The organism is Pseudomonas sp. PDM19 (genome assembly GCF_014852215.1).
Taxonomy (GTDB): Bacteria; Pseudomonadota; Gammaproteobacteria; order Pseudomonadales; family Pseudomonadaceae; genus Pseudomonas.
Genome location: NZ_JACVBG010000001.1, coordinates 1,394,694 through 1,407,875, shown reverse-complemented (window position 1 = coordinate 1,407,875; position 13,182 = coordinate 1,394,694). Strand labels below are relative to the sequence as shown.

The window sequence follows — 13,182 nt, the reverse complement described above, 5'->3', positions numbered from 1 at the left end:
CTTCCTCCAATCCTTATGCTCCGGGGCGGACAGAAATCTAGCCATCTCCATCTACCTCTCACTGGCGCGACTCAACGACTTCAGGTCGTCCTTGGCAAAGCCCGTTGGAGATGCGGAATGCGCGAGCACGATACTGTTTTCATGGTTTGTTGCAGGCTGAGGCTGGGAGTGCCGCGTATTGCATGATCGTGAGCTGCATGCCGTTCTTGCATGGCGAGCGACGTATATTCTTGCCAGCGAACTCTATACAGCCTAAGGTTTCAACCGGTTCTGTATTGCCTTTGATACGAGGCGAACCTCGTGTGCGAAAGGGTAGCTATCCGAAGGCGGATGTTCCGGAGTCAATTCGATAGCTTTTATAGAAAACATTCAGGATTTTCAAAGCGATGCAGTCTTTTTCCTGGGAAGGTGAAGATGTTCTTGCACGAAAAATCCTCATCGATGTATTCGGTATGACGCGCGGCCGATACCTCGATATAGGGGCTCATCACCCATATAACCTCAGTAATACTGCTCTTCTTTACTCTGAAGGCTGGCGAGGCATAAACATAGATGCGATGCCGGGGAGTATGGAGGAGTTCAGGCTTCATAGGCCGGACGACGTCAACATTGAGTCGCCAGTCGCTGCCGCTCCTGGAGTTCTGCGCTTCACGGTTTTCAATGATCCTGGGTTGAATGGATTTGTGGATGATCGGCAGGTAGAGGCTCACAAGCTGCGAGGTATTGAGGTCCTTGATCAATTCGAACTGCAGTGCAAGACGGTGGAGTCGCTGCTTGATGAGCATCGCATCTCAAGCATTGACCTGATGTCCATCGATGTTGAGGGCTTGGACGGGGAGATTCTCGCAACCTTCCCGTTTCACAGGGTCAGACCAAAACTTATAATCACCGAGGTTCTGGCTTGTCATTCTGCGTCTGATGTGAAGCGTACGCCATCGCATAAGGTGCTCCGCCGGAAAGGTTATATGCTTTTTTCTCGGCTTCACATGTCCTGCATATATATTGATCGAACCGCGTATTGCTTGCGCATCGCCTCGCGGGAGCGACCTGTCTACGCCGCATCCTGGCTTAGTTGGATGTGGGTGAGGCTGAAGATAAAGATGGGCTTTATAGCAAGCTATTAAGGCGGAATTTTTACAGGTCTAGCGTTCGTGTATCCGCTGATGGCAAGAAGCCTATTGTTCCTATGCCGGTTGCTCCTGATAGGGAGTCCATTCGAGTTGCTTGAGATCGCACGGGTTACAAATTCAAGAGCCAGGTTCGCGTGGAGCTGGTAAGAAATAAAAACCCGGCTTTGTGCCGGGTTTTTATTTCGCGTTTGTCAGGCGCTCACATTCGCCATCGACCGCAATCTTGCGCCGGCCTTGACGATGCGACGCTGGCGCAGCGGCTCGGCAGACTCGTAGAAGTTCTGCAGAGGAACCTCTGCCTTGAAGTGGTCGGCATCGCGCTCCTGCAGCGGGCCGTACTCGGTCGCCAGATCGCGACGAATGCGGCCAACCAGGCTGGTTAGCAGCTCTTCGTTGCGTTGCTCTTCCTGGCGCACCACGCGACAGGCGATGTGTTCGCCCGCATCCTTGCTCAGCGTCATGATCAGATTGCCGTCCGGTCGAGCCGTGAAGCTCACGTCGAAATCGGAGAAGGCCTGGCAGAGGTATTGGGCGGCAGGCAGGCGGTCGATAGGCATGGTGTCGTCCTCGGCAATGAATGGGTGGTTTCTTCCCTTTTCATTGCAGGGTGCATACCAATCTGGCGTAAATAGAAAATCCTTAAAAATCAGATGGTTGCAATGTCTATCCGCCTCGCTTGCCATGCACCCTGCATGGTAAGGCGAAAATGCCATGGCATTTTGCACGACTGGAGATTTCAGTGAGGGATAGGTTGGTGCCGCGAGGAGTCGGCTTTCGCTTTGTGCCTGGGCTTCTGCAGGCGGGCCCGACGCATCGGTACGCGAAGGATCGCCCACAGCGTAACTACTGCCAGCAGGACCCAGCCGAAAATCATGAGCGTGACGAACGTGCCTGGATTCATATCGATATCCTCACCCCTCCCTAAGGGTAGTCCACCGTCATCGGTGCGCTGTCCTTTCGGTTGAGCGGCATTTCTTCCTGGAGGTTCCATTCAATAGCTTGTCGGGCTGACAGGTATCTGCTATCTGTATGCATATACAGTATCTGGAGAAGGGTCATGCAGCAAACCATTCTGGAAGTCCGAGATGTTGTGCAGACTGGTGCAATGGCCGGTGTTGCGGCTCTTCATACGTACATAGTCCGTGCATGTGGCGAAGGTATGACGCAAGCGGGCATTCACGACTGCGACCTGCTGCTGGTCGACCGTTCCGAGCTGGCGGCACCTGGTGAGATTGTGGTGGCGGCGCTCAACGGCGAGGCACTGATCCGTCGCCTCGCCATTGTCGACGGTTCCTTCGCGCTGCAGGCGGCGAGCGATGAATATCCGACGCTGAAAGTCGAGGAGGGCGATGAGCTCTCAATATGGGGAGTGGTGCGTCAGCGGCTTTCCGGAGGCGACGTTGCGCAGGGCCCCAGGGCGTAGCGTTGTGGCGTGTTGGAGCGGGATGCTGACCATTTGCCAGTAACTTCGAGAACTAAATCGGGGTCTTGGTGGTCAGATGCGCGTGCCACCGGTTTCGCAAGTCCTCACAAGAGTCGTGCAGCTTGCAATCCGGGGCATTGTAAGGCGGGCGCAGCCTGATTAGACTGCGCGCAACTCGCACCCCTGTCCCTCTCGAAGGACTCCCATGATCAAGAAATGTCTGTTCCCGGCCGCCGGCTACGGTACCCGCTTCCTCCCGGCCACCAAGGCCATGCCCAAGGAAATGCTGCCGGTGGTGAACAAGCCGCTGATCCAGTACGCCGTTGAAGAGGCACTGGAAGCCGGTCTCGGTGAAATCGGTATCGTCACTGGCCGCGGCAAGCGCTCCCTCGAAGACCACTTCGACATCAGCTACGAGCTGGAGCACCAGATTCGCAACACCGACAAGGAAAAGTACCTGGTCGGTATTCGTCGCCTGATCGACGAATGCACCTTCTCCTACACCCGTCAGGTCGAGATGAAAGGCCTGGGTCACGCTATCCTGACCGGCCGCCCGCTGATCGGTGACGAACCCTTCGCCGTTGTGCTGGCGGACGACCTGTGCCTGAACCTCGAAGGCGACAGCGTCCTCAAGCAGATGGTCAAGCTTTACAACCAGTTCCGCTGCTCCATCGTGGCGATCCAGGAAGTGCCGCCGGAAGAGACCAACAAGTACGGCGTGATCGCCGGCGAGATGATCCGCGACGACATCTACCGCGTGAACACCATGGTCGAGAAGCCGAAGCCCGAAGACGCCCCGTCGAACCTGGCGATCATCGGTCGCTACATCCTGACTCCGGATATCTTCGACCTGATCGAGCAGACCGAGCCGGGCAAGGGCGGTGAAATCCAGATCACTGACGCCCTGATGAAGCAGGCCCAGGACGGCTGCGTGCTGGCCTACAAGTTCAAGGGCAAGCGTTTCGACTGCGGTAGCGCCGAGGGTTATATCGAGGCGACCAACTTCTGCTACGAACACCTCTACAAGACTGGCAAGGCCTGGTAAGTCCGGACCTTTCCACTCTTCGGGAAAGCCACCTTCGGGTGGCTTTTTCGTTTTTCCGGCCTACATCGAGCGTGGAATCGGCATCGCCTCCGAGCCCGGCCCGAGCGGCTGGCCGTAGCTGAACTCGACGTAGTTGCCGGCCGGGTCGCGCAGGCCGCAGTAATAACCAACGGGGTAGGGTTCTTCCCGTGGCGCCCAGATCAGGCAGCCGGCAGCCTCGGCATCCCTGGCGACGCGATCGACCTCAGCGCGGGTGTCCACGGCGAAGCCGAAGTGGCTGTAGTCATCGCTTGCCAGGTGGCGTTCCTCGCCGCCGGGCATGATGACGAAAATGAAGCGGTGCTCCTTGCCCGGCTCCGCCATCCAGACGATGCGCGAGCCCTTGCCCTCGCGCTCGTGGATCACACGCATGCCGCAGAATTGCTCGTAGAACGCCACGCAGGCTTCCAGGTCGGGCACGTGCAGGGCCAGGTGGGTCAGGGTCGGGTGCATGGCAATACCTCCTTCGGGACCGGCAGTTGGCAGGATAGGTCAGGCGCCATGAGGTATGCTGCCCGACATATCCAAGCGGAGAACCATGATGTCTTTCGATTTTGACCTGTTCGTCATCGGTGCGGGTTCCGGCGGTGTGCGCGCCGCGCGCTTCGCCGCAGGCTTTGGTGCCAAGGTGGCCGTGGCGGAAAGCCGCTACCTGGGCGGTACCTGCGTCAATGTCGGTTGCGTACCGAAGAAGCTGCTGGTGTACGGGGCGCACTTCCATGAAGACTTCGAGCAGGCCGCCGGATTTGGCTGGACCCTGGGCGAAGCGAACTTCGACTGGAAGACCCTGATCGCCAACAAGAATCGCGAAATCCACCGGCTCAATGGCATCTACCGCAACCTGCTGGTGAACAGCGGCGTTTCCCTGCTGGAAGGCCATGCAACGCTGCGGGATGCGCACACCGTGGAAGTCGACGGGCAGCGCTTCAGCGCCAAGCACATCCTCATCGCTACCGGTGGATGGCCGCAGGTGCCGGACATTCCCGGCAAGGAACACGCGATCACCTCCAACGAAGCCTTCTTCCTCGAGTCGCTGCCGCGTCGGGTGCTGGTAGTCGGCGGTGGTTACATTGCGGTCGAGTTCGCTGGCATCTTCCATGGCCTGGGCGCGCAGACTTCGCTGCTGTACCGCAAGGATCTGTTCCTGCGTGGTTTCGATCGCAGCGTGCGTGAGCACCTGCGTGACGAGTTGGCCAGGAAGGGGCTGGACCTGCAATTCAACAGCGACATCGCGCGCATCGACAAGCAGGCCGATGGCACCCTGGCCGCCACCCTCAAGGATGGTCGCGTGCTGGAGGCGGATTGCGTGTTCTACGCCACTGGCCGCCGGCCGCAGCTGGACAACCTGGGCCTGGAGAGCGTCTCCGTGGAGCTGGACGACCGCGGCTACGTGAAAGTGGATGAGGCTTATGGCACGAGCGAGCCGTCGATCCACGCCATCGGCGATGTCATCGGTCGCGTGCAGCTGACCCCCGTGGCGTTGGCCGAAGGCATGGCGCTGGCGCGCAAGCTGTTCCGCCCGGACGAGTACCGCCCGGTCGACTACAAGCTGATCCCCACCGCGGTATTCAGCCTGCCGAACATTGGCACCGTTGGCCTCACCGAGGACGAGGCGCGCAGCAACGGGCACAAGGTGAAAGTCTTCGAGAGCCGCTTCCGGCCGATGAAGCTGACGCTCACTGAAAGCCAGGAGCGGACTCTGATGAAGTTGATCGTCGATGCCGACAGCGACAAGGTGCTGGGCTGCCATATGGTGGGCCCGGATGCCGGGGAGATGCTCCAGGGCATCGCCATTGCGCTGAAGGCCGGGGCGACCAAGCGGGTGTTCGATGAAACCATCGGCATCCACCCGACGGCTGCCGAGGAATTCGTCACCATGCGCACGCCAGTCGGTGCCTGACAGCGAGGCAGCAATAAAAAAGCCGGTGCAGATGCACCGGCTTTTTTGTGGGCGTCAGGTCGTCAGTTACTGCGTTCCAGTGAGGCGTGACTGTCTTCCTGGCGCTGCGCGTAGCGCTGGGCGAGCACGGCGCAGACCATCAGCTGGATCTGGTGGAACAGCATCAGCGGCAGCAGGATCACACCGACCGTACTGCTGGCGAACAGCACCGAGGCCATGGGCACGCCGGTGGCAAGGCTCTTCTTCGAACCGCAGAAGACGATGGTGATGCGGTCTTCCAGGGAAAAGCCCAGGTAACGGCCGAGCAGGTTGGTGGCGATCAGCGCCAGGGCCAGCAGTACGCAGCAGGCAACGACCAGGCCGGCCAGGGCGGGCAGCGGGATCTGGTGCCAGAGGCCCTGGATCACGGCGGCACTGAAGGCGGTGTAGACCACCAGCAGGATCGAGCCCTGGTCGACGTACTTCAGCACTGGCTTGTTGCGCTCGACCCAGGCGCCGATCCAGGTGCGCAGCAGTTGGCCTGCCACGAAGGGTACCAGCAGTTGCAGGGTGATCTTGCCAATCGCGTCGAGGGTCGATATGCCGGTGTCGCCGTGGGCGCCGATCAGCAGTTGCACCAGCAGCGGGGTGAGGAACACGCCCATCAGGCTGGAGGCCGAGGCGCTGCAGATCGCGGCAGGCACGTTGCCGCGCGCGAGCGAGGTGAAGGCGATGGACGACTGCACGGTAGCCGGCAGGGCGCAGAGGTAGAGCATGCCCAGGTACAGGTCCGGGGTCACCAGAGGCGACAGGACCGGCTTGAGCGCCATGCCGAGGATCGGGAAGAGAATGAAGGTGCAGGCGAACACCAGCAGGTGCAGGCGCCAGTGGGTGGCGCCGGCGATGATCGCCTGGCGCGACAGCTTCGCACCGTGGAGGAAGAACAGCAGCGCGATGCCCAGGTTGGTGATCCAGCCGAAGATCACGGCGGCGGTGCCTTCGCAGGGCAGCAGGCTGGCAACGGTCACGGTGGCGATCAGCGCCAGGGTGAAGTTGTCGGGGAGCAGGCGTGGGCGAGCCATGGGCACATCTCTCATCGTTGTTGTGTGTGAAAGACCGCTAGGGTCAGGTTCGCACTCTAAGCCCGGGTGGATGTGCCGGCTAACGCCAGAAAGCCAGCTTATGTCGCTGAAAGGACAGTTTCCACACCTTGTACGTGCAGATCGACAGAGCACACGCTGACCATGCCGCGCATGCGCTGTGCGATGACCTCGGCACGGTAGCGCGGCAGGGTGTTCACCCGCAGGGCAATGTCCATCCAATCCTCCCGGCGAGAGGACTCGACTTCGGCCGGGACGTGGCCCTGAAGCGCGAACTGGTTCAACAGGCGGCAGAGAATGTCGGCGTCGATCTCGGCGCGAATCAGGTAGCGCGCGTCGGCGGCCGCTTCGGTGGGAACCGGGCGGTCCTGTTGATCCAGGGGGAACTCGACGAGATGGAGAGCAGGGAGCGTCATGACGGCTGGCCGATGCAGGGGGAGTGAGGAATATTCTGCGGCCCGTGCCGAGGATTTATTTGCCTGTTTTTGGCCATGTGGCGGTAATTTGTGCATTAATGATTCTCTGAATTTACTAAGGGCGAATCATCTATGCCTGTTTCGCTGGATGCCCATGACCGCAAGATCCTCGCCTTGCTGCAGGACGAGGCCACTCTTTCCACGGCGGAGATCGCCGAACGTATCGGCCTGTCCCAGTCACCGTGCTGGCGGCGGATTCAGCGGCTGAAGGAGGAAGGGGTGATCCGCAAGCAGGTGACCCTGCTGGATCGCAAGAAGATCGGCCTGAATACCCAGATATTCGCCCAGGTGAAGCTCAATGCCCACGGGCGCAATCACCTGACGGATTTCGCGCAGGCCATGGAGGCGTTTCCCGAGGTGCTGGAGTGCCATGTCCTGATGGGCGCCGTGGACTTCATGCTGCGCATCGTCACGGAAGATGTGGAGGCGTATGAGCGCTTCTTCTTCGAACGGCTGTCCCAGGTGCCGGGGGTCCAGGAGATCAACTCCATCGTGGCGCTCTCGGAGATCAAGTCCACCACCACGTTGCCGCTGCCGCGCGGCTGAAGGGCGCCGGGGAGGCCAGCGCCCGGGGCGGTCAGACGCCGCCCAGGTAATCCATCTTGCCGACTTCCACGCCGTTGTGGCGGAGGATGTCGTAGGCCGTGGTGATGTGGAAATAGAAGTTCGGGTTGACGAAGCCCAGCAGGAAGTCCGAGCCCTTGAAGCTGACTTCGCGGGTGCGCAGCTTCAGTTCGATGGTGCGGTCTTCGGCGCCTTCGAATTGCTCGGGCTTGAGGGTCTTGAGGAACTCGATGGTCCTGGCGATGCGCGTCTGCAGTTGGTCGAAGGTGGTTTCGTCATCGGCGTAGCTCGGCACATCTACGCCGGCCAGACGCGCGCCGGCGCCCTTGGCGGAGTCGGAGGCGATCTGCACCTGGCGAGCCAGGGCGAACATGTCCGGGGCGAGGCGGGCGTTGATCAGGACGGAAGGGTCGATGGATTTGGCCTGGGCGTGCTCGGCAGCCTTGGTGAGGATCACCGAGAGGTTGCCGAGCATGCGGATGAAGACGGGAACGGAAGCCTGGTAGATCGAGAGGGACATGCTGCGTACTCCAGACAGATAAAGGTGGGGCTCGTCACGCGGGACGGCTGTCGGAGTCTACTGCTGGCGCCTGCGGCTGTCGCCAGGCTTCAGCGCCTGGCCACTTTCGGCGTCGGGCAGCGGTCGGTTTCGATCGGGCCGACATAAGGGTTGCCCCAGCCCATCACGCAGCCAACCATCTGGTTTCGCTGCCGCTCCCAGGCTTCCACCGGGTACTGCTTGCTCCAGGCGGTGAACAGCTGGCGGTCCTGGTTGGACAGCTTCAGGCCGTAGCGGTCGCTCATGTAGAAGTAGGTGCGGGCGATCATGCCGCGAATCTGCGCGCGGGGCATGGCCTTGCGCGCCTTGAAGTCCACCACCATCGGGCAGGCGCCGTACTGCGAGGGCTTCTGCTGCAGCCAGCCGAAGCTGTAGTTGGCACGGTCACCGTTCACCTCGCCGATGCTCGGCACGAGGTTGTGCAGGTCGGCCTCGGCCTTCTGGTACACCCGGTCATTGCGCGAGCAGTTCTTGCGCCCGCCGCTCTGCCAGCACTGACGCTGATGGCCGATCACCCACGCGGGGACAATGTGCTCCCACTCGATGCGCGAAGCCCGGTTGGCATTCTTGCGCGGGGTATAGCCGCAGCTCTTCAGGTCGACCTTGGTGCCGTTGTAGCGGCAGCCACAATAGAACTCCACCGACTGGCGGGCATACAGCTTGCGCCCGACCTTCTTGGCTTCCTCGAAAGTGCGCGGGGCGGCGGCGGAGGCGACGGTGGGGATGGCGAGGATCAGCAGCAGGGTCAGGCAGCGTCCGAACATGAGGCGTTCCTTACGAAAGTCGCTGCATCTTACTGATTGAGAAAGAAATGCCAATCGTGGCAATGGAATGGCAAGGGCTGGATTTCCCGGCTGGAGGCGAGGGCTGGGCCGCCGCGGTATGCGCCCGCTGGGAACGCTTCGCAGCAGACCCCTGATGTCTCTTGTAAAGGTTTAGAAAATCTATTTATCTGATTGTTTTTAAAGGGGAAAATATTCTATAAAAAGCTTTAAGAATCGACGCTATCCGGTTGTTTAAACGAGGGATGAGGGAGTCGTACGGGGCTATGGCGACAAGCAGTACCCTGAGGAGACTTTTTCCTATAGTTGACATGATGTTTGTATTGTAAAGTACTGATATATAAGTATTTATATTGAATTTTCGCACTGCTCTGTACTGAGCGGTGAGGCTTGGTAAGCTGGAGCCTTTCCACCAGTCGGGAGCTCGCCATGATCGGTCTCAGGATCCTTGGGGCAATCGCCTGTTGTGCCCTGGCGCTACCCGTCTACGCGCAGCAGTTTTCCACGCAGGAAAGACAGTCCCAGCAGAACTATCAGGGCCAGCCGCACTGGCAGCAGTCGCCGCCAGTGATCCAGCGCATCTACATCAGCCCGGGTGCGAGCGGCAGCGTGGAGAGTTCCTCCAGTTGGCAGCGCAATGACGGTTATGGCGGTGTGCAGGTGCCGCGCAGCTACGGCGAGACGCGCTCGGGCACAGTGATCATCGACCAGGGCAGCGGTGGCATCCGGCAGAGCATCGAATACCCCAACGGCGCGGTCTATCCGCGCGGTAATGGCTATTACCAGCAGCAGTAGGTCGGATCAGTCGATCAGGTCGTCGCGGGTCAGGCGGGATTTGCGCAGGCCGCCGTGGCTGTAGAACAGCCCGGTATCGCCGCGCCAGTGGAAGAGTGTGGCGAGGAACGCGGAGCTGACCCGGCCCACATCCCAGCTACGGAGTTTGCGGTAGGCCCAGAGCCAGCTGTCGTCGGCGGAAGGGTCGCTCATGGAATCGTCCTTGATTCGGCAAGCGGGGAAAAGTGCATGGGACATTAGTGCGCCGGGTGGGCCTTCGCAAGTCGCTGCTCCCGCAACCGCGACCTGCGAAAAAGCCCGCGCGCTCAGGCGGTGCTGACCGCCTTCGATTCCTCGACGTACTCCTTCAGCCAGCGCAGGACTTCCACGGCATCCCAGCGACTGGGATCGAACATGGCATAGGCCTGGCCCTGGTAGCCCACCACATCCAGCGGCCGGTGATAGCCGGCGCGCTGCATCAGGGCCTCGATTTCCGCGAAGCAGACGTTGAAGTGGGTGCGGCTGAAGGGCGTCTTGCCCTCTGTGACCAATCCCTCCAGCAGCAGTTCCGATACGGCTTCGCTGACTTCATCGATGGCCATGTGGTTCACGGTGTATTTCAGCTGATGGATGCTCACCATCGCTTGCTCCTCAATGGGGTTCTGGCCCATGCCCTGTGATCCGAGGTGATCGACGTAGCCAATGGACTGTGGCCTTTCGTCGAGGTTTAAAAAATTTTCGCAAAATACTGTATGCATGAACAGTATTTTCTCCTAGTATCCCTCTCGCGGTCTGACAGAAACCCTGAAGTGCCCGTCGCCACTGGCCTGGCGGGCACTCTTCGAAGAACAGGAGCGATGGCGATGTTGCAGAAACTGATGCTTTGCGCAGGTGTGGCGATGCTGGCGGGTTGTGCCCAGCCCCAGGCGGACGTCCCGCGCGCCAATGGCGCCTACCTCATCATCGAGGGCAAGGAGGCCTGGGCCGTGCTGGTGGCCGACGGCAAGCGCATCGAGGAGCGCGGCACGGTACGCGACGCCATCCGCCTGCCGAAGGAGCGCTCGGCCATCGCCGCCAGCTATGTGATCGACACGCCCAACTGTGGCCGCCTGCAGTGGCTGACTGAAGGCGAGGGCGACTCCACCGTGCGTCTGTCCTCGCGGGGCGCGGCGGACGATCTGTCGAGCTGCCAGATCAGCGATGGGCTCAGCCGCGTCTGGACCGCGCTGGACTATTCGAGCTGAGCGCTAGCCTCCAGAGAGTGGATCTCCAACAAAATGTTTCGGCTGCCCCTCGCTTCACGTTTTTTTCACACTCGGGGGCAGAGGATGAAAACCAGCTAAAGGACTAGCTCCCCATCGAAAAGCCCGCTTGATTGCGGGCTTTTTATTGCCTGTCGACCAAGGTCGGCTCGCCCGTCTGACGCTGCGCGGCTAAGGTGAAATTCCAAGGAAAAGGCGGAGATAGAGATGCAGCGTGTTCTTGCGGAGCGACTTTGGATTGCCCTGGGCGGCCAGGCCGAACGCCTGAGTCACCTGGCCTTTCGCAGCGAAGGCTCCCTGCCTTCGGCTTTCTTCGTCACCGAACTGGCCGCCGCCAGCATCGCCAGCGCAGGGCTCGCGCTGGGCGAGTGGCTGGAGCCGGACTCCGGTGCCGCCACGTCCCTGGTCGTGGACCGCCGGTTGGCTTCCTTCTGGTTCTCCACTTCCTTGCGCGCCCAGGGCTGGACGCCTCCCGACCTGTGGGACGCCATCGCCGGCAACTACCGCACCCGCGACGGTTGGGTTCGCCTGCACACCAATGCCCCGCATCACCGCGCCGCTGCCCTTCGGGTGCTCGGTACCGAGAATGATCGTGATCGGGTCGCAGACGCCGTGGCTAACTGGTGCGCGGGCGAGCTGGAACTGGCGATCGTGGAGGAAGGCGGCTGTGCGGCCGAGATGCGCTCCTGGGACGGCTGGAAACAGCACCCGCAAGGCCTCGCCGTTGCCCGTGAGCCGCTGGTATTGCGCGATCTCCAGCTGGTGTCCGCGCCTTCTCTGGATATCGAGATCGACCGCGAGCGCCCCTTGGCCGGATTGCGCGTGCTGGACCTGACGCGCGTGCTGGCCGGGCCGATTGCCACACGCTTTCTTGCCGGCTTTGGCGCCGAGGTCCTGCGCATCGATCCGCCGGATTGGGATGAGCCTGGCGTGGTGCCGGAAGTCACCCTGGGCAAGCACTGCGCGCGTCTGGACCTGCGCCAGCCTGCGGGCCGCGAGCGCTTCCAGGCGCTGCTCGCCAGCGCCGATGTGCTGGTGCACGGCTATAGGGCCGATGCCCTGGACCGCCTGGGGTTCGGCGCCGATGTACGGCGGACCATTGCGCCGGGATTGGTGGATGTCAGCCTGAATGCCTACGGCTGGTCGGGCCCCTGGAGCGACAGGCGCGGTTTCGACAGCCTGGTGCAGATGAGCAGCGGCATCGCCGAGGCCGGGCGCGTCTGGCGGGGCGAAGACAAACCCGTCCCCTTGCCGGTACAGGCGCTCGATCACGCCACCGGCTACCTGATCGCTGCGGCGGCCTTGCGTGGATTGGCCGAGCGCCGGCGTAGCGGCCGCGGGAGTCGTTGGCGCCTGTCCCTGGCGCGCACGGCGCAATGCCTGCTGGAGGCGGGAGTTTCGTCGGTGGGTTCGCTGGAGCTGGCGGCGGAGACAACCGACGATCTGGCACCGGGCATCGAGACAACGCCCTGGGGGCACGCGCGGCGCTTGCGTCCGCCGCTGCAGGTCGCGGGCTCGCCGCTCTACTGGGAGCTGCCGGCCTCCGAGCTGGGCTCGGCGCCGGCAACCTGGCAGCCGGTCAGCCCCGACTGACCTGGAACGCCTCGCCGGTGGCGAAGAAGGCGCCGCCGGCCTGGTAATGAATGGTGCGCAGCTCGTCGCTGGGGAAGTGCCAGCGGCCATTGGAGAAGGCACGCTCATCCGCATAGGCGGCGACTACTTCGGCGATGAACAGGTCGTACTTCTCCTGGTTGTGTGGCTCGCTGATCACCTTGCACTCCAGATAGGCGACGCAGCCATCGACGATCGGCGCCTCGACCTGCTTCGCACGGGAAGTGCGAATGTCCAGCTGCTCGAACTTGTTGCCTTCGCCACCGTTGCTCGAGCCAACCGCCAGGGTCAGCTCAGCCTGCTGGCGCGTCGGCAGCTGGATGACGAAGGCGGCCGAGCCTTCCACCAGATGGCGCGACCAGGTGTTGCGGTCGAGCACCAGCATCAGCTTGGGTGGATCGAAGTCCAGCGGCATGACCCAGGCGGCGGCCATGACGTTGGCGACACCCTCGTGCTCGCTGGTGACTATGGTGCTCGGGCCGTGGTTGAGCAGCAGGTAGGCCTTGTTCAGCGGCACGTCTTTCAGGTGGTTCATTCA

17 protein-coding genes are annotated in these 13,182 nt (G+C 61.5%); 8 read left to right on the top strand and 9 right to left on the bottom strand.

The window, feature by feature from the left end; translation table 11 throughout:
• Nucleotides 1-386: 386 nt before the first annotated feature.
• Entirely contained in the window at nucleotides 387-1,124 is a 738-nt protein-coding gene (locus tag IB273_RS06095) for an FkbM family methyltransferase (protein ID WP_151187232.1), read from the top strand.
• Nucleotides 1,125-1,321: 197 nt separating this feature from the next.
• Here the strand turns inward: IB273_RS06095 and IB273_RS31715 are convergent, their stop codons facing one another.
• The gene (locus tag IB273_RS31715) at nucleotides 1,322-1,966 is read right to left on the bottom strand and encodes a DUF3509 domain-containing protein (RefSeq protein WP_192223535.1); all 645 of its coding nucleotides are present in this window, start codon (nucleotides 1,964-1,966) and stop codon (nucleotides 1,322-1,324) included.
• A gap of 221 nt (nucleotides 1,967-2,187) precedes the next feature.
• On the opposite strand from IB273_RS31715, the gene IB273_RS06085 reads away from it, so the two are divergent.
• On the top strand, nucleotides 2,188-2,553 hold the full coding sequence (locus tag IB273_RS06085; protein WP_151187229.1) for a LexA family protein: 366 nt from the start codon (nucleotides 2,188-2,190) through the stop codon (nucleotides 2,551-2,553).
• A 205-nt stretch (nucleotides 2,554-2,758) separates the two neighbouring features.
• Nucleotides 2,759-3,598, top strand: coding sequence for a UTP--glucose-1-phosphate uridylyltransferase GalU (gene galU / locus IB273_RS06080; RefSeq protein ID WP_024767166.1), 840 nt, complete (start codon nucleotides 2,759-2,761; stop codon nucleotides 3,596-3,598).
• A 60-nt stretch (nucleotides 3,599-3,658) separates the two neighbouring features.
• On the opposite strand, the gene IB273_RS06075 is transcribed toward galU, so the two are convergent.
• On the bottom strand, nucleotides 3,659-4,090 hold the full coding sequence (locus tag IB273_RS06075) for a VOC family protein (protein ID WP_081520457.1): 432 nt from the start codon (nucleotides 4,088-4,090) through the stop codon (nucleotides 3,659-3,661).
• Between the two features lie 88 nt (nucleotides 4,091-4,178).
• Between IB273_RS06075 and gorA the strand changes: the two genes are divergently transcribed.
• Nucleotides 4,179-5,537 carry a glutathione-disulfide reductase gene (gene gorA / locus IB273_RS06070; RefSeq protein WP_081520456.1) on the top strand — a complete coding sequence of 453 codons (1,359 nt, stop codon included), beginning with the start codon at nucleotides 4,179-4,181 and terminating at the stop codon, nucleotides 5,535-5,537.
• A 62-nt stretch (nucleotides 5,538-5,599) separates the two neighbouring features.
• On the opposite strand, the gene IB273_RS06065 is transcribed toward gorA, so the two are convergent.
• The gene (locus tag IB273_RS06065; RefSeq protein WP_151187228.1) at nucleotides 5,600-6,598 is read right to left on the bottom strand and encodes a bile acid:sodium symporter family protein; all 999 of its coding nucleotides are present in this window, start codon (nucleotides 6,596-6,598) and stop codon (nucleotides 5,600-5,602) included.
• A 98-nt stretch (nucleotides 6,599-6,696) separates the two neighbouring features.
• Nucleotides 6,697-7,032, bottom strand: a complete 336-nt coding sequence (locus tag IB273_RS06060; RefSeq protein ID WP_192223534.1) for a hypothetical protein — start codon at nucleotides 7,030-7,032, stop codon at nucleotides 6,697-6,699.
• 132 nt (nucleotides 7,033-7,164) lie between these two features.
• Between IB273_RS06060 and IB273_RS06055 the strand changes: the two genes are divergently transcribed.
• Nucleotides 7,165-7,638, top strand: a complete 474-nt coding sequence (locus IB273_RS06055) for an Lrp/AsnC family transcriptional regulator (protein WP_081520453.1) — start codon at nucleotides 7,165-7,167, stop codon at nucleotides 7,636-7,638.
• A 31-nt stretch (nucleotides 7,639-7,669) separates the two neighbouring features.
• On the opposite strand, the gene IB273_RS06050 is transcribed toward IB273_RS06055, so the two are convergent.
• Nucleotides 7,670-8,176, bottom strand: coding sequence for a DUF1993 family protein (locus IB273_RS06050; RefSeq protein WP_192223533.1), 507 nt, complete (start codon nucleotides 8,174-8,176; stop codon nucleotides 7,670-7,672).
• A gap of 89 nt (nucleotides 8,177-8,265) precedes the next feature.
• Entirely contained in the window at nucleotides 8,266-8,979 is a 714-nt protein-coding gene (locus tag IB273_RS06045; RefSeq protein ID WP_081520451.1) for an endonuclease, read from the bottom strand.
• A 447-nt stretch (nucleotides 8,980-9,426) separates the two neighbouring features.
• Between IB273_RS06045 and IB273_RS06040 the strand changes: the two genes are divergently transcribed.
• Nucleotides 9,427-9,792 carry a hypothetical protein gene (locus IB273_RS06040; protein ID WP_081520450.1) on the top strand — a complete coding sequence of 122 codons (366 nt, stop codon included), beginning with the start codon at nucleotides 9,427-9,429 and terminating at the stop codon, nucleotides 9,790-9,792.
• A gap of 6 nt (nucleotides 9,793-9,798) precedes the next feature.
• Here IB273_RS06040 and IB273_RS06035 read toward each other — a convergent pair whose 3' ends face one another.
• Both IB273_RS06035 and IB273_RS06030 read right to left on the bottom strand, forming a co-directional pair.
• Nucleotides 9,799-9,984 carry a hypothetical protein gene (locus IB273_RS06035; protein WP_151187225.1) on the bottom strand — a complete coding sequence of 62 codons (186 nt, stop codon included), beginning with the start codon at nucleotides 9,982-9,984 and terminating at the stop codon, nucleotides 9,799-9,801.
• A 113-nt stretch (nucleotides 9,985-10,097) separates the two neighbouring features.
• Nucleotides 10,098-10,412, bottom strand: coding sequence for a transcriptional regulator (locus IB273_RS06030; RefSeq protein WP_081520448.1), 315 nt, complete (start codon nucleotides 10,410-10,412; stop codon nucleotides 10,098-10,100).
• Nucleotides 10,413-10,634: 222 nt separating this feature from the next.
• Here IB273_RS06030 and IB273_RS06025 point away from each other — a divergent pair, with 222 nt between their 5' ends.
• Nucleotides 10,635-11,015 (top strand): hypothetical protein, encoded by a 381-nt coding sequence (locus IB273_RS06025; protein WP_081520447.1) that lies wholly within the window; start codon nucleotides 10,635-10,637, stop codon nucleotides 11,013-11,015.
• A gap of 225 nt (nucleotides 11,016-11,240) precedes the next feature.
• Entirely contained in the window at nucleotides 11,241-12,626 is a 1,386-nt protein-coding gene (locus IB273_RS06020) for a CoA transferase (RefSeq protein WP_192223532.1), read from the top strand.
• Here the strand turns inward: IB273_RS06020 and IB273_RS06015 are convergent.
• A complete protein-coding gene (locus tag IB273_RS06015; protein ID WP_151187222.1) occupies nucleotides 12,613-13,179 on the bottom strand; it encodes a flavin reductase family protein in 567 nt (188 codons plus the stop codon). The genes IB273_RS06020 and IB273_RS06015 overlap by 14 nt on opposite strands.
• Nucleotides 13,180-13,182: the final 3 nt, after the last annotated feature.

Excerpts from the sequence above, each read along its gene's own strand:
- IB273_RS06030 (WP_081520448.1), bottom strand. The coding sequence starts at position 10,412 with ATGGTGAGCATCCATCAGCTGAAATACACCGTGAACCACATGGCCATC.
- IB273_RS06020 (WP_192223532.1), top strand. The coding sequence starts at position 11,241 with ATGCAGCGTGTTCTTGCGGAGCGACTTTGGATTGCCCTGGGCGGCCAG.
- IB273_RS06095 (WP_151187232.1), top strand. The coding sequence starts at position 387 with ATGCAGTCTTTTTCCTGGGAAGGTGAAGATGTTCTTGCACGAAAAATC.
- galU (WP_024767166.1), top strand. The coding sequence starts at position 2,759 with ATGATCAAGAAATGTCTGTTCCCGGCCGCCGGCTACGGTACCCGCTTC.
- IB273_RS06055 (WP_081520453.1), top strand. The coding sequence starts at position 7,165 with ATGCCTGTTTCGCTGGATGCCCATGACCGCAAGATCCTCGCCTTGCTG.
- IB273_RS06015 (WP_151187222.1), bottom strand. The coding sequence starts at position 13,179 with ATGAACCACCTGAAAGACGTGCCGCTGAACAAGGCCTACCTGCTGCTC.
- IB273_RS06045 (WP_081520451.1), bottom strand. The coding sequence starts at position 8,979 with ATGTTCGGACGCTGCCTGACCCTGCTGCTGATCCTCGCCATCCCCACC.
- IB273_RS06085 (WP_151187229.1), top strand. The coding sequence starts at position 2,188 with ATGCAGCAAACCATTCTGGAAGTCCGAGATGTTGTGCAGACTGGTGCA.
- IB273_RS06040 (WP_081520450.1), top strand. The coding sequence starts at position 9,427 with ATGATCGGTCTCAGGATCCTTGGGGCAATCGCCTGTTGTGCCCTGGCG.
- IB273_RS06050 (WP_192223533.1), bottom strand. The coding sequence starts at position 8,176 with ATGTCCCTCTCGATCTACCAGGCTTCCGTTCCCGTCTTCATCCGCATG.
- IB273_RS06065 (WP_151187228.1), bottom strand. The coding sequence starts at position 6,598 with ATGGCTCGCCCACGCCTGCTCCCCGACAACTTCACCCTGGCGCTGATC.
- IB273_RS06060 (WP_192223534.1), bottom strand. The coding sequence starts at position 7,032 with ATGACGCTCCCTGCTCTCCATCTCGTCGAGTTCCCCCTGGATCAACAG.
- IB273_RS06025 (WP_081520447.1), top strand. The coding sequence starts at position 10,635 with ATGTTGCAGAAACTGATGCTTTGCGCAGGTGTGGCGATGCTGGCGGGT.
- gorA (WP_081520456.1), top strand. The coding sequence starts at position 4,179 with ATGTCTTTCGATTTTGACCTGTTCGTCATCGGTGCGGGTTCCGGCGGT.
- IB273_RS06035 (WP_151187225.1), bottom strand. The coding sequence starts at position 9,984 with ATGAGCGACCCTTCCGCCGACGACAGCTGGCTCTGGGCCTACCGCAAA.
- IB273_RS06075 (WP_081520457.1), bottom strand. The coding sequence starts at position 4,090 with ATGCACCCGACCCTGACCCACCTGGCCCTGCACGTGCCCGACCTGGAA.